This is a genomic window from Clostridium sp. HGF2 (assembly GCF_964240115.1).
Lineage (GTDB): Bacteria > Bacillota_I > Bacilli_A > Erysipelotrichales > Erysipelotrichaceae > Clostridium_AQ > Clostridium_AQ innocuum.
The window spans coordinates 130041-143002 of the sequence record NZ_CAXSSO010000002.1; the positions used below are offsets into that span (position 1 = coordinate 130041).

At 44.0% G+C, this 12962-nt stretch carries 17 protein-coding genes; 13 read left to right on the forward strand and 4 right to left on the reverse strand.

The genetic code is table 11. The annotated features are described in order from the left end of the window. The first annotated feature begins 299 nt into the window (after positions 1-299). The 4 genes from ACESPQ_RS04415 (at position 300) to ACESPQ_RS04430 (ending at position 4149) form a co-directional block, all read left to right on the forward strand. On the forward strand, positions 300-1676 hold the full coding sequence (locus ACESPQ_RS04415; protein WP_002607991.1) for a sodium-dependent transporter: 1377 nt from the start codon (positions 300-302) through the stop codon (positions 1674-1676). Between the two features lie 97 nt (positions 1677-1773). Further along, positions 1774-2946, forward strand: coding sequence for an iron-containing alcohol dehydrogenase (locus tag ACESPQ_RS04420; protein WP_373143984.1), 1173 nt, complete (start codon positions 1774-1776; stop codon positions 2944-2946). Between the two features lie 495 nt (positions 2947-3441). Further along, a complete protein-coding gene (locus ACESPQ_RS04425) occupies positions 3442-3933 on the forward strand; it encodes a hypothetical protein (protein ID WP_109771135.1) in 492 nt (163 codons plus the stop codon). An 18-nt stretch (positions 3934-3951) separates the two neighbouring features. Beyond that, positions 3952-4149, forward strand: a complete 198-nt coding sequence (locus tag ACESPQ_RS04430) for a hypothetical protein (RefSeq protein ID WP_008819650.1) — start codon at positions 3952-3954, stop codon at positions 4147-4149. 133 nt (positions 4150-4282) lie between these two features. On the opposite strand, the gene ACESPQ_RS04435 is transcribed toward ACESPQ_RS04430, so the two are convergent. Further along, on the reverse strand, positions 4283-4561 hold the full coding sequence (locus tag ACESPQ_RS04435; RefSeq protein WP_109771134.1) for a DUF2087 domain-containing protein: 279 nt from the start codon (positions 4559-4561) through the stop codon (positions 4283-4285). 99 nt (positions 4562-4660) lie between these two features. After that, positions 4661-5083 carry a hypothetical protein gene (locus tag ACESPQ_RS04440; RefSeq protein ID WP_002607996.1) on the reverse strand — a complete coding sequence of 141 codons (423 nt, stop codon included), beginning with the start codon at positions 5081-5083 and terminating at the stop codon, positions 4661-4663. A gap of 138 nt (positions 5084-5221) precedes the next feature. On the opposite strand from ACESPQ_RS04440, the gene ACESPQ_RS04445 reads away from it, so the two are divergent. The 5 genes from ACESPQ_RS04445 to ACESPQ_RS04465 all read left to right on the forward strand — a co-directional run bounded on the left by ACESPQ_RS04445 (position 5222) and on the right by ACESPQ_RS04465 (position 9041). Continuing rightward, positions 5222-5923, forward strand: a complete 702-nt coding sequence (locus ACESPQ_RS04445) for a DUF1361 domain-containing protein (RefSeq protein ID WP_002607997.1) — start codon at positions 5222-5224, stop codon at positions 5921-5923. Beyond that, positions 5901-6746 (forward strand): Cof-type HAD-IIB family hydrolase, encoded by an 846-nt coding sequence (locus ACESPQ_RS04450; RefSeq protein WP_002607998.1) that lies wholly within the window; start codon positions 5901-5903, stop codon positions 6744-6746. The genes ACESPQ_RS04445 and ACESPQ_RS04450 overlap by 23 nt, the downstream gene beginning before the upstream one ends. Beyond that, a complete protein-coding gene (locus ACESPQ_RS04455) occupies positions 6739-7560 on the forward strand; it encodes an HAD family hydrolase (RefSeq protein WP_242408784.1) in 822 nt (273 codons plus the stop codon). The genes ACESPQ_RS04450 and ACESPQ_RS04455 overlap by 8 nt, the downstream gene beginning before the upstream one ends. Before the next feature lie 466 nt (positions 7561-8026). Then, positions 8027-8746: an AzlC family ABC transporter permease gene (locus ACESPQ_RS04460; RefSeq protein WP_257376835.1), complete on the forward strand. Its 720-nt coding sequence runs from the start codon at positions 8027-8029 to the stop codon at positions 8744-8746. After that, on the forward strand, positions 8739-9041 hold the full coding sequence (locus ACESPQ_RS04465; protein WP_002608001.1) for an AzlD domain-containing protein: 303 nt from the start codon (positions 8739-8741) through the stop codon (positions 9039-9041). The genes ACESPQ_RS04460 and ACESPQ_RS04465 overlap by 8 nt, the downstream gene beginning before the upstream one ends. Positions 9042-9088: 47 nt before the next feature. On the opposite strand, the gene ACESPQ_RS04470 is transcribed toward ACESPQ_RS04465, so the two are convergent. Together ACESPQ_RS04470 and ACESPQ_RS04475 are read right to left on the reverse strand one after the other, a co-directional pair. Next, entirely contained in the window at positions 9089-9427 is a 339-nt protein-coding gene (locus tag ACESPQ_RS04470; protein ID WP_002608002.1) for a helix-turn-helix domain-containing protein, read from the reverse strand. A gap of 350 nt (positions 9428-9777) precedes the next feature. After that, positions 9778-10524 (reverse strand): SDR family oxidoreductase, encoded by a 747-nt coding sequence (locus ACESPQ_RS04475; RefSeq protein WP_002608004.1) that lies wholly within the window; start codon positions 10522-10524, stop codon positions 9778-9780. A gap of 136 nt (positions 10525-10660) precedes the next feature. On the opposite strand from ACESPQ_RS04475, the gene ACESPQ_RS04480 reads away from it, so the two are divergent. The 4 genes from ACESPQ_RS04480 to ACESPQ_RS04495 all read left to right on the forward strand — a co-directional run bounded on the left by ACESPQ_RS04480 (position 10661) and on the right by ACESPQ_RS04495 (position 12594). After that, positions 10661-11200, forward strand: a complete 540-nt coding sequence (locus tag ACESPQ_RS04480) for an HAD domain-containing protein (RefSeq protein WP_044905803.1) — start codon at positions 10661-10663, stop codon at positions 11198-11200. Continuing rightward, positions 11181-11684, forward strand: coding sequence for an HAD domain-containing protein (locus ACESPQ_RS04485; protein WP_002608006.1), 504 nt, complete (start codon positions 11181-11183; stop codon positions 11682-11684). Before ACESPQ_RS04480 ends, ACESPQ_RS04485 begins: the two co-directional genes overlap by 20 nt. A gap of 62 nt (positions 11685-11746) precedes the next feature. After that, positions 11747-12304 (forward strand): PadR family transcriptional regulator, encoded by a 558-nt coding sequence (locus ACESPQ_RS04490; RefSeq protein WP_118002654.1) that lies wholly within the window; start codon positions 11747-11749, stop codon positions 12302-12304. A gap of 20 nt (positions 12305-12324) precedes the next feature. Beyond that, a complete protein-coding gene (locus ACESPQ_RS04495; RefSeq protein ID WP_002608008.1) occupies positions 12325-12594 on the forward strand; it encodes a DUF3795 domain-containing protein in 270 nt (89 codons plus the stop codon). Positions 12595-12962 lie beyond the last annotated feature (368 nt).

The window sequence follows — 12962 nt, forward strand, 5'->3', positions numbered from 1 at the left end:
GAGAATACGTCACTAAAAAGCATTTGAGTGAAATTGAAAAAGTTCAAAACACAGTACCGTGAATAGTGTATTTGTGACATTTTATTTATAAATTCAGGCAAATGTATGAAGAAGCTGTGGAAATGGATGCATGTTTTACATTTTCCTATCTCTTACTTTTTTGAAATAGTTTTAGGGAACACACAGTAAGTATGTTTCCCTTCGTTTTCGTTGACTTCCATACAAAATTCTTTTACAATGAAGAACGTCTGTGTTCCCGGGGCACGTTATCCGCAGGACACTTTGTTAAAGGAGTAATTATGGAAAATAAAAGAGAAAAATTATCCTCCCGACTCGGTTTCATCTTTTTGTCGGCAGGATGTGCCATCGGTCTTGGCAATATATGGCGGTTTCCTTATATGGTGGGAAAATACGGGGGAGGAGCCTTTGTACTCGTGTATCTGTTTTTTCTTGTGCTTCTGGGGCTTCCCATTATCGTTATGGAATATTCCGTGGGAAGAGGAAGCGGAAAAAGTGTGGCAAGAAGCTTTCATGTTTTAGAGAAGCCGGGTCAGCTCTGGCATCGGTTCTCCTATGTGGCTATGGCTGGCAACTATCTGCTTGTCATGTTTTACACAACGATATCCGGCTGGATGCTCGCATATTTTGCAAAGATGATCAGCGGGGAATTTAACGGTCTTGATCCGCAGGAGGTGAAGCATGTCTTTGCCTCTTTACAGCAGAATCCGCAGGCATCCTTGTTCTGGATGCTGCTGATTGTCGCTATCGGCTGCGGTGTATGTGCGCTTGGCCTGCAAAACGGTGTGGAAAAAATCACAAAAGGGATGATGGGACTGCTGCTGGCGGTTATGATCCTGCTGGTAGTAAAGTCCCTGAGTCTGGATGGTGCGATGAAGGGTGTCTCCTTTTATCTGATACCGGATTTTGATGAACTGATGAAAAACGGTATTTTCAATGCCATCTATGCGGCGATGGGGCAGGCCTTTTTTACACTGAGCATTGGAATGGGTGGTATGGCAATCTTTGGAAGCTATATTGACCGCAAGCATTCCCTGAGTGGTGAGGGTGTACGGGTTATGGCGCTGGATACGTTTGTGGCTTTTATGGCAGGTATGATTATCTTTCCCGCCTGCATGTCCTTCGGGGTAGCACCTGACAGCGGTCCCGGACTGGTGTTTGTGACGCTTCCCAATATCTTCAATGAAATGGCAAACGGACAGCTGTGGGGAACTCTGTTCTTCGTATTTATGAACTTCGCGGCGTTATCCACCATCATTGCCGTGTTTGAAAATATTGTTTCCTTTACAATTGATTTATGTAACTGGACAAGGCGGAAGAGTGTTCTCTTGAATTTTATTATTATCGCAGTGGGAAGCATCCCCTGTGCAATCGGCTTCAGTGTCCTGTCCGGATTTCAGCCTTTCGGTGAAGAAAGCGCTGTGCTGGATTTGCTGGATTTCCTTGTTTCCAATGTTATTATGCCGCTTGGTTCTCTGGTTTTCCTGTTCTTCTGTACGAGAAAGCTTGGCTGGGGCTGGAAAAATTTTGTGGCAGAGGCGAATGCCGGAAAAGGTCTTCGCTTCCCGGAAAAGGCAAGAGGCTATGTATCTTATGTTCTGCCGCTGATTGTAATGTTTATTTTTCTGTTTGGATTGTGGGAAAAATTCACCGGATAAGCAGTGTATTGCGCGCTGCTTTTTTTATGAGCCTCCCGCATGACTTGCGCCTTTGTTTGATTCGTTGTAAACTAATGACATATACAGGAGGTAGCTTATGGGCAATTTTACATTTTACGCTCCGACACGCGTGTATTTCGGTCGAAAAGAAGAGGAGCGAATTGGTTCTATATTGAAACAGGAGGGGTGTCACAGGGTACTGGTGCATTACGGTGGACAGAGTGCTGTGAAAAGCGGTCTGCTTGACCGTGTTTTGGCGTCCTTGAAGAAGGCCGGGATTTCCGCCGTCACATTGGGCGGTGTTGTGCCGAATCCGCAGCTTTCCAAGGTGCGCGAGGGAATCGCTCTTGCTAAAAAGGAACAGGTGGACTTCATTCTGGCAGTTGGGGGCGGCAGTGTGATTGATTCTGCGAAAGGCATCGGCTATGGCGTTGTGAATGAAGGCGATGTATGGGAGTATTATGCAAGAAGGAAAAAGGTAACCGGCTGCCTTCCGGTGGGTGCGATACTGACGATTGCGGCTGCCGGCAGTGAAATGAGTAATTCCAGTGTCATCACCAATGAAGACGGATGGCTGAAGCGTGGATTAAGCTCTGATTACGGACGATGCCGGTTTGCCATTATGAATCCGGAGCTGACTATGACACTTCCTCCCTATCAGACAGCAAGCGGCTGTACGGATATCATTTTACACACCATGGAACGTTATTTCATAAAGGAAAACAACATGGATATCACTGACGGCTTTGCAGAGAGTCTGATGCGTACGGTTATGAAGCATACCCGTATTCTGATGAAGGAGCCAAACAACTATGAATCCCGCGCAGAGGTGATGTGGGCAGGCAGTCTTTCTCATAACGATATAACAGGAAGCCGCAGCTTCGGTGACTGGGCCTGTCATCAGCTGGAGCATGAGCTGAGCGGGATGTACAAGGTTGCGCACGGTGCAGGGCTGGCTGCCGTATGGGGCAGCTGGGCACGCTATGTCTATCAGGAACAGCCATCCAGATTTGCGCAGTATGCCAGAAATGTAATGGGAATCCGGGAAGAAAACGATATCGAGTGTGCACTGGCAGGAATTGAAGCAACCGAACAGTTCTTTAAGGAAATCGGTATGCTGACATCCATTCATGAAATGGGAATTGCGTTAGGTGAGGAGGATATCCGAAAGCTGGCATGGAAGTGCAGCTTTGAGGACGAACGCACGATCGGGTGTTTCAAGGTTTTGAAGAAAGAGGATATGGAAAATATTTATCGTATTGCGAAATAAAAAAATATCATAAAACCATAACACTTTATAAAATGTTATGGTTTTATATTTAGGTGAATTTAGAGCATATTCGGAGCCAAAAATTATGTGTCTGATAAGTTTTTTTATTGATACGCCATTATAGCTAAAAAAGAATGATATATAGACATAAAAGGAAGATGATTCGAATATATTAAGATAATCATATTATCTAATAAATTGGAAAAGATAGTAATCGCTGACTGTGGTTAATTATAGCATTATAATTATATTATAACAAATTAATCAATGCTATGTAAGTCTTATATTTCTTCATTAGTTATTATATACTATATATATAGAAAGGATTTTACATTAAGTAAACAAGGGAAAGACCAATGGGGGATTAAAAACATTTCTAAAGCTAATAGATTATTCTTACGATATACTGTTGATTTCTGTTGCAAGGTAAGTCATTAAATGAGCGGTAATTTTAGAAAATATATATTTAAAATTTGCATATTATAAGGAGGATAATTGCATGAAAAAATAAGTAAAATAGTTATGACTTTTATTTTAACATCAGCGTTGTATACATGTGTTTTACCTACATCTATTGTACATGCAACAGAATTTCCTGTAGCATTTAGGGCAAGTAATCCTTACCCGGAGCACTCGTGGATAAATCTAGGAACGATTACTCTGGATCCTGTCACAATAAATAATGCTATAGATGTCAGATCTGTTTTTCTTACTGTACTTGGAGGAATTGTCGGTTCAAATTTTGGAGCTATAGGAGCAACATTAGTAAGTTCTGTTTCCGCACTGGTAAACAAGGGACATACAAAGTTTTATATTCGGCTTACACAATATGTATCGACAGATTATCAATGGCACTATTACTCTTATACTGTATATGAAGATGCTAAATGTACAAAAAAAGTCGGAAGTTATACATCTCAGAAGTGGAAAGATAGATATGCACGAAAATTAATGGAGCTTGGATTATCTATGCTGTCCTTATCATAGATAAAGAAAGGGGATAGAATGAATAAAAGAATAAGCCGTCTAATAAAAACCTTTATTGGCGTATGGATTGGCTGTTTGATTGCTTATTTTATTTCGCTGAATTTCGGTGGAAACGTAGATTGGTTTACAGGTGTGAATATATGTATCGCTATTCTGGTTTTTTTCCTGATACAGGAAATCATCTGTTTCAGACGGCATAAAGGACATAAGGATTAGGTTTTAAAATGAGCGTGTAGTTGCATCATGTTTTCATTAAAGTTATTTCTTTATACAATTTTAAAAGCATAAAAAAGAGCTGTAAAAATCTATACGAAAGACTTTGTCATAGACTTTACAGCTTCTTTTTCAACTACTTTATCGTATCACCATATGATTTACAAATGTGATAGCGGCTTCCGTCCCTGCTGCGATTCAACAGCTTATAATCCACCAGATACCGGCGCAGCTCTACAAAATCCTCGTACATTGGCTTGAGTAATTCATTCAATTCCCACTCACTGAGATCACGATCAGGCAGCTGTGCAGCCGCCAGTGCAAGTATTGATTTGCGTGGTTCCTGTTTTTTCGGCATCCGATGGATGGTAAATGGTTCTGCCTGATAAAATACGTCCCAATTTACACCTTTCATAAACACATCTCCTTTCTGTTTATTAAAACAATAAACTACAATATGATATTATCACTATTTGTTTATAAAATCAATAAACAAAAAGAGGAAATGCCTATCTTATTTCCTCTTTGCACAGTATTTCTGTATTCTTGTGATCAAATCCATATAATAGGTGTCGTTTTGATCATGGTTCTCTATGACCTTTGTGATTTTTCGTACGAAATCCCCTTTGGTAACCTTTTCCCTGATACTCAGCTCCACCTGACCATTGTCCGCATCCTTCATTTCAAATATGGTTTTGGTAACATGGACGCTGCTTTGAGCGAACGGATACCGCTCCATAACGATACGATCCTCACTCACCTCTGTAAAATAGAATTTCATTAGAAAATGATCGCCGTAATCTTCAATCCAGTTATCCTCATCCAGCTTTTTATATACCTGATAACCACGTATATTGCAGGTTTCCGGATGCAGAATAACAGAAGCGATCTGTTTTTTTGTATAGGGTAGAATTTTACTGTTTTCACTTTTCTTCATATAAAGATACCTCTCTTGCGTGTGATATAGTATAATGTATCACGAATCGGTAAGAAAGAAAAGATGAAGAATGTCATGGAAATGATAAACGGTGGCTGTAGAATATATGCTATACTGATGAACGAGGGAGGGCTGTCCATGATGAAAAAGCTATGGAAGCAGAATTTCTGGCTTCTGGCTGCACTTGGTGCCTATGCACTGGTGAGTCTTTATGTCTATGAGCGAAGCGGTATATTTATTCACAGAGCAATTGTATGGAATGTGTTTCTCGCTCTGTTACCCTATCTGTTTATGACGCTGTTTTTTGCGGCACAGCAGCGTCGTCATCACCTTGGTATGCTGGCTGCCTTTCTCTGCTGGCTGCTGCTGTTTCCCAATGTACCGTATCTGATTACGGATTTTATACATATCTCACCGCTGACCTTCTATATCTTTCAGGAAACCGGAAGTGTCTATGTCCGTGAGCTTCTCCCCTGGCTGGAGCTGCTGCATCTGGCTGTTGGTATCTTCTTCGGCATCATGAGCGGCTATCGTTCGCTCTATCTGCTGCACGAATTCACGGCGGAAAGGCTGGGTCAGCTGCGCACCTGGCTGCTTGCCGCCCTGATTTGTCTGCTGAGCAGCTATGGGGTGTATCTGGGACGGTTTCTGCGTCTGAATTCCTGGGATATCATGCATCCATCCTCACTGATTGAAAAAATCGTGCAGGGCAGCGATACCTTCAGTCTGCAGTTTACACTGGTATTCTTTCTGTTTCTGTTTATAACCTATGGTCTGTATTATTTCTGCTTTCATAAAAAAATAGGAGGTACGCGTCATGAAGACACTTTACGTCAGTGACCTGGATGGTACACTGCTCAACAGCAACACTGCATTAACCGATACAACGATTGAGACAATCAATGCTCTGGTGGAGGAGGGAATGGAATTCACCTTTGCGACAGCACGCTCCATAACGTCCGCTTCTCTGGTAACCAGGGGACTCCATCTTCGTACACCTTTAATCGTATACAATGGGGTCTATCTGCTGGATCCGGATTCTCATGATATCCTGTATTCGCATTCCTTTACCAGACAGGATGCACAGGATATTCTGAACTATCTGTTAAGGCATGATATGATACCCTTTGTTTATTCCTACATTGATGGAAGGGAAAGGGTCAGCTATATGGAGGAGGGGATGCATGAAGGTGGGAAATACTACATGGAATCTCGCCCCTATGACAAGCGTTTTCGTAAAGTGGATACCACAGAGCAGCTGCTGGAGGGGGATGTCTTCTACTTTACCTGTATTCACGACGGTTCCTTTTTAAAGCCGATGTATGAATATCTGGAGGAAACAACCGACTATGTGATTGTTTTTCAACAGGAGCTGTACCGGGAGGAATACTGGCTGGAGGTCATGCCACGAGGAGTTTCCAAGGCGCAGGCAATTCTGGAGCTGAAGGAAAAAGGCGGATATGACCGGGTGATATCCTTTGGGGATGCCATCAATGATCTGCCGATGTTTCAAATCAGTGATGAATGCTATGCGGTGGGAAATGCCATTGAGGAGTTGAAAAACACAGCAACAGCGGTGATCGGTGATCATGATGCGGATGCTGTGGCGATGTGGCTGAAGGCGAATTATCAGAAAAAGGCAGGAGGGAGCGCGAGTGTATAAGCTGATTGCATGTGATCTGGATGAAACACTTTTAAATACGGATAAGGAAATCTGCGCCAGAAATATAGCGGCCATCAAGCGTGCCGAGCGGGAGTATGGTGTGCGGTTTGTACCGGCAACCGGACGGGGCTACACCTGTATTGATAATGTGCTGCATACGCTGGGAGTCTATGATGCTGAACAGGAGTACACGATTTCCAATAACGGCGGTGTTGTGACGGAGAATAAGAACTACCGAAAGCTTTCCTTTCATGAGCTGCCTTATGAAATCGCTGAAAGGCTGTTTGCCTTCGGTATTGAACAGGATGTCTGCATACAGGTTTTTACAGCGGAGGATGTGTATGCGTTTCATCTGAATGAGGATGAGCGATCCTGGCTGTTTTCCTTCAAGCCGGATTCCATCGTATGTGAGGAAACGTCTCTTGCCTTTTTAAAGGGTACACCGATAACAAAGATTCTGTTTCAGAATACGGATATCCCCTATCTTCACACACTGGCTGACCAGCTGCATGCGCTTACCGATCAGCGGGTTGCCGTCTCTTTTTCCAGCAACCGCTATCTTGAGCTGAATCCATATGGTGTGGATAAGGGTCTTGGTCTGCGTGATTTGTGTGAGCATCTGCAGATTGACCTGTCGGAAACCATCGCCATTGGTGATAACTTCAACGACGTGGGAATGCTAAGGGAGGCAGGACTTTCAGCCGCTGTGGCAAATGCGGTTCCGGAAATCAAAGAAATGTGTGATTATGTCTGTACAGCCGACCATAATGAAGGTGCGGTAGCGGAGGTCATCGAGCGGTTTATTTTTGTCTGATACGAAAGCTCAGGTAAACAAGAGTCCTTTTCCCCGTTATGAAGAAAAGGATTCTTTTGTATTTTTACTGAAGGAAAGAGAAGCATTATAATGTTCTTGATGCTGCAAAAATGAAAAATGCTTTCACAGGAAAGCAGTATTCTTAATAGATTCGTTTTTGTGTAAGCTGCATGTTCAATCAGGACAGAGACTTTATAAGCAATACTGCTGATGCGTGGTGTTACCGATTGCTATGTATTACGCATTCCTCTCAGTACGATCATGTGCTCGCAGAGCATTTGCTTCATCCTTCCTTATATTTATTACGGACATCTGCATACACTGTCAGTGGCAATGGCGTATCACCGAAACGCTGAATTTGTGCACCCGTAAGGCTGTCTATATGTATTCTTTTCTCGGTTTCGGGATTCACCCTTTTAAAACAAGGAAAATTCTTGTATAATGTTACCTAAGTATTGCGGGGTGTATGAAATTGGAACTAGTGGAGAATAGATTTCGAAAGGGAATTCAGGATGGTGTGCCGATTGGGCTTGGCTATCTGTCTGTATCCTTTACCTTTGGTATGATGGCGGTTTCCAACGGGATTCCGGTGGAGGCTGCCGTTGTGATATCCTTAACGAATGTAACCAGTGCCGGGCAGTTTTCCGGTCTGACGCTGATGCTGGCGCACGGCTCCTATGTGGAGCTGGCTCTGTCACAGTTTATCATCAATCTGCGTTATGCCCTGATGTCCCTGTCACTGACACAGAAGGTCGACCGGCATATGAAAACACATGAGCGCGCCTTGATAGCCTATGGCGTCACCGATGAGATTTTTGCTCTTGCCAGCAGTACGTATGAGCGTGTCGGGAAATGGTATATGGCAGGACTTATCGCCTTTCCGGTATTCTGCTGGACACTGGGTACCTTTCTGGGGGGAGCGGCGAGTACGCTGCTTCCGGAAGCAATCCGGTCTGCCCTTGGTATCGCCATTTATGGAATGTTCCTTGCCATTATCATACCTCCGGCCAGAAAGCTGCGCTCCGTGCGTATCGTATTGCTTTTATCTGTGATTCTAAGCTGTCTGTTTGCCGCTATGCAGGCAGTTGTACCTGTCAGCTCCGGGTTCGTCATCATTATCTGTACAGTCGCCGCATCTGCGTTTGGGGCATGGTTCTTTCCGGTGGAGGAGGTGCAGCATGACTGAGTATCTTCCTTACATTCTGGTAATGGCAGTCGTTACCTATCTGATCCGTATGCTTCCGTTAACCTTTTTTCAGAAGGAAATCAAAAGTCCTTTTATAAAATCCTTTTTATTTTATGTACCCTATGCCGTGTTGGGAGCCATGACGTTTCCAGCCATCTTTACGGCTACCGGTCACACGCTGGCAAGCTGTGCCGGCTGCTTTGTGGGGCTGGTACTGGCATATCAGGGAAAAGGCCTGCTGAGTGTTGCGGTAGCGTCCTGTATTACGGCATATCTGGCAGCCTGTATCTTCTGAAGCAGGCTGGAGGCAGTCGTGCGCCTGTGCAAAAGCCGGCGCTTTTTTTAATGCGGACAGCTGTATTTCAACAAACGCTCTACGTAATCGTATACCATCTTTTTGCCTTTGTGATCCAGCTTCATTATATTTTTGTATATAATATGATCCAGATGATCCGGTATGTCCTTCTTTAAGCCAAGTAATACATAAATATCCAGACTCAGAATCTGGGATATGGCCACCAGATCATGTATATTCGGTGTTCTTTGGTTGTGTATGTAGCAGCTGAGCGTCTGCTGTGATATATGAAGAGCCTTTGCGAGCTGCTTTTGTGTCATATTGTTTAGTATGATGCCCTCCTTGATTGCGGCACCCAAATCCGTATCAATTTGATTTCTTTTCATGTCTTCCTCCTGTGGGCATGTACTCTCCCCGAATATGCCCGGCATTATTATATCTGAAAAAGTAACATTCATAAGAAAAAGTAATCAAATACGGAATTTTATCGGTCTAAAAATTCATGTTTTTAACATTACTTTCTTTTCTATAGGATAAAGGCCTAGATTTATGGAAGCAAACTGCATAGTACAGCATGAGGTGGAACGGATGGAACCCAAAAGAGAAGACATCATACTGGCTTACCTGACCCTGCTGCTTGTATTGCTGATCGGTTTGTTTCTGGTATGGGTCGTAGCGATGTTTTTGGAATGAGAGATGAAAAAAGGAATGGAAAGCAGTCCATTCCTACATAGCATCAGATACTGTAGCCGCCATCCAGCGGGATGCAGGCACCATTGATGTAATTCCCTGCAGCACTGCAAAGTACAAGAAGCAGACCGTCGAGATCCTGCCAGGTACCCCAGCGTCCTGCGGGAATTTCCTTTAAGACAGACAAATCATCATTCTGTCCATCTCCGCTTTGCAGCCGGTTTCCCTCATTCATGAAGCCCAGTGTGATTGCGTTGATCTGTATATCTCTGCCCGCAAACTCATGTGCCATATATTTCGTCATTGCTTCCACGGCACCCTTGCTGGTGAAATAGGCACAGTATTCGCTGGTACCATAGGGCAGGATTCCGGATGCATTGATGATTTTGCCTCCATGCCCCTGCCTGATAAACTGGCGTATAACCTCCTGGGAAAGTGTAAACGCCGCAGTTACATTGATATCCAGTGCGCTTTGAAATGCCTGTCTGCTGATTTCCAGAGTATCCTCCTTTTTCAGAATGCCTGCAAAGTTCAATAGAATATCCACATGTCCATAGGCGGCAAGCACTTCCTTCATGACATCATGAATGCTGCCGGGTGTCGTAAGGGATACGGTGAGGGAATGATACGATCTTCCCAGCGCCTCCACCTCTTTTTTCAACGCGGAATCATCACCGATACTGACGCCGAATATATCTGCACCATGTCTGGCCAGTGTGCGTACACAGGCATATCCAAGACCCTGCGAGCAGCCGCTGACCAGTGCGACTCTGCCATCTAGCTCTAAATTCATAAATAAAAACCTCCTGTCATACATAGTATGCCTTGTGCGGGAATACATAAACCTGCAGGTGCAAAAAGAAAAAGACTTTTTCAGAAACGGGAAAGGGTTTTCATGATATACTGAGAGTAAGAAAGGGGGAATCGTCATGAAGGTTATATTTCTTGATATCGACGGTGTACTGTACCCCTGCTTTTCCAGAAGGACAAGCTGTTTTCATGCGGAGGCTGTGCGAAGCAGATTACAAAAAGAAGGGATTTCCACGGAAGGGATAACAGACTGGGATTTGTGCAGTGTGGTCTGCGGTTTCCAGAAAGCTGCGGTAGAGCGGCTGCGCAGACTTTGTGAGCAAAGCGGTGCAAAAATTGTGCTGGAAACCTCATGGAAGTGCATGCGGAGTCTGGATGAAATGAAGCGGCTGTTTTCCCTGTGGAGACTGGACAGCTATATTGTTGACATGACAGATAATGAGGAAATGTTCTTCAAGGAAGGAGCTATACAGCGCTATCTGGATGCGCATCCGGCAGTGGAAAACTACGTCATTCTGGATGATATCTCCATGCGGAAGGCATTTCCCGGACATGATGTGGTTACGCCGGACATCCTTGATGAAGAAAGTTATCGGCAGGCGCTTCATATACTGAACCATTGGACAAAGGAGCTGGGGCATGAACATCATCTTCCTTGATATCGACGGCGTACTGATGCCGCTGGGTTCTCATGAATATCTGCGCAATGATGCAGCCGCATTAAAGGCCTACTATGTTTCACAGGATCAGCGCTTTGCACCGGTGAATGCCTATGACATCGCTGCTGTGGATCTGGACTGGTATCCAAAAGCCAGCCGTTATATACGGCAGCTTGCCGAAACCTGCCATGCATCCATTGTATTGACCTCCTCATGGCGGCTTCACCGTTCGCTGGAAACCTTGCAGCTGCTGTTTTCCCTGCATGGGCTGGACAGGTATCTGGTGGATGTAACGATGGATACCGGTAATAAAGCAGAAGAAATTCAAATGTATTTGTGGGGATATCCGGAAATTAAACGCTATGTGGTGATCGATGACCTGGATATGGAGCGCAGCTTCAAAGACCATTTTGTACAGGTTCGGGACAAGTATTTCAATGAGGATAATCTGAAAGAGGCTGTCTGTATCCTGAGAAAGGAATAGGCACTCTTTTTTTATTGACATATAGTATACAGTATAGTAGTATTAGGAAAAGAGGTGATGGTGTGGTATCCTCCATTGATTTGATTCTACTGGGTATGGTGTATGATCAGCCCCGCAGTGCCTATGATATCCAGAAGCATGTGGAATATCGTAATCTTTCTCACTGGGTGAAAATCAGCTCACCTTCTGTTTATAAAAAGCTGAGAGTGCTGGAGCAGAAGGGATATCTGATGACGAAGCGGCAGCGGGAGGGAAACATGCCCGAGAAAAGCATCTATTCATTGACTCGTGAGGGTCAAAAATATTTCCATGAGCTGATGCATGAAATCAGTGCACAGCCATTTGAAATCCTGTTTGATTTTAATGCTGTGGTTGTCAGTCTGAACAAGGTTGATAAGGAAGAGGGGCTGGAGTGCGTTCAGCGAATAGCGCAAAGTCTGCAGGATACACGTACATATCTGAGCATGCAAAGGGATGTGAAAAAGGAAATTCCCTATGTGGGAAGGAGTATTCTTGAGCAGCAGCTGAGCGTTTGTGAAACCCTGCTTACCTGGTGCCATACTCTGTGCGAGGAGCTAAAGAGCAGTGACGGCTTAGAGAAAATGAAGGAACTGCCTTAAGGCAGAGAAAGGAGTACAGGATGTGTTCATCAAGATGTGGTGTGGATTGTACAACATGTGAAAGAAAGGAAGCGGTGCATTGTCTTGGCTGCAATGCCATGAAGCAGCCGTTCTGGGGGAGTCCCTGTCAGGTAAAGACCTGCTGTGAGGAAAAGCATTTGCAGCATTGCGGGGAGTGTAAGGAGTTTCCTTGTGAAATGTGCGCCAACATGGGGAAGGAAATGGGCTTTGATCCTGAACCGCGCTTAGCAAATTTAAGAGCATGGGCGAATGAGAAAACAGCCGGCTGAAAGGCTTTCTTATGCAGAGACAGGATAACAGATTTAATGGGCTATGAGCTGATTTTTCATTTACCATACAAGGCTTGCCTGCACTTTATAATGATTACGGTGCAGGAAATGTACAGGTATAAGGCTACATGTAGTCTTTCGGTTTTTTGTGTGCAGAAAGGTATATAAGAAGGGCAGGAGAATAAAAGACTTCTGCTTTTTCTTGTTGATTCTTATAGATGCAATCAGGAAGTATGCTCTTTTTCTTAACATGAGCATGCGGGAAGAAATAAGGAGATTATGATACGTGATACTGGTCTTTCTTGATATCACAGGAAGCTATATATCCCATATATCGCATACGTTTAACCGACATGACGGAAAAAAAG

What these genes read in the sequence shown, in the direction of transcription:
- ACESPQ_RS04415 (WP_002607991.1), top strand. Translation starts at nt 300, where the DNA reads ATGGAAAATAAAAGAGAAAAATTATCCTCCCGACTCGGTTTCATCTTT.
- ACESPQ_RS04420 (WP_373143984.1), top strand. Translation starts at nt 1,774, where the DNA reads ATGGGCAATTTTACATTTTACGCTCCGACACGCGTGTATTTCGGTCGA.
- ACESPQ_RS04430 (WP_008819650.1), top strand. Translation starts at nt 3,952, where the DNA reads ATGAATAAAAGAATAAGCCGTCTAATAAAAACCTTTATTGGCGTATGG.
- ACESPQ_RS04435 (WP_109771134.1), bottom strand. Translation starts at nt 4,561, where the DNA reads ATGAAAGGTGTAAATTGGGACGTATTTTATCAGGCAGAACCATTTACC.
- ACESPQ_RS04440 (WP_002607996.1), bottom strand. Translation starts at nt 5,083, where the DNA reads ATGAAGAAAAGTGAAAACAGTAAAATTCTACCCTATACAAAAAAACAG.
- ACESPQ_RS04445 (WP_002607997.1), top strand. Translation starts at nt 5,222, where the DNA reads ATGATGAAAAAGCTATGGAAGCAGAATTTCTGGCTTCTGGCTGCACTT.
- ACESPQ_RS04450 (WP_002607998.1), top strand. Translation starts at nt 5,901, where the DNA reads ATGAAGACACTTTACGTCAGTGACCTGGATGGTACACTGCTCAACAGC.
- ACESPQ_RS04460 (WP_257376835.1), top strand. Translation starts at nt 8,027, where the DNA reads ATGAAATTGGAACTAGTGGAGAATAGATTTCGAAAGGGAATTCAGGAT.
- ACESPQ_RS04465 (WP_002608001.1), top strand. Translation starts at nt 8,739, where the DNA reads ATGACTGAGTATCTTCCTTACATTCTGGTAATGGCAGTCGTTACCTAT.
- ACESPQ_RS04470 (WP_002608002.1), bottom strand. Translation starts at nt 9,427, where the DNA reads ATGAAAAGAAATCAAATTGATACGGATTTGGGTGCCGCAATCAAGGAG.
- ACESPQ_RS04475 (WP_002608004.1), bottom strand. Translation starts at nt 10,524, where the DNA reads ATGAATTTAGAGCTAGATGGCAGAGTCGCACTGGTCAGCGGCTGCTCG.
- ACESPQ_RS04480 (WP_044905803.1), top strand. Translation starts at nt 10,661, where the DNA reads ATGAAGGTTATATTTCTTGATATCGACGGTGTACTGTACCCCTGCTTT.
- ACESPQ_RS04485 (WP_002608006.1), top strand. Translation starts at nt 11,181, where the DNA reads ATGAACATCATCTTCCTTGATATCGACGGCGTACTGATGCCGCTGGGT.
- ACESPQ_RS04495 (WP_002608008.1), top strand. Translation starts at nt 12,325, where the DNA reads ATGTGTTCATCAAGATGTGGTGTGGATTGTACAACATGTGAAAGAAAG.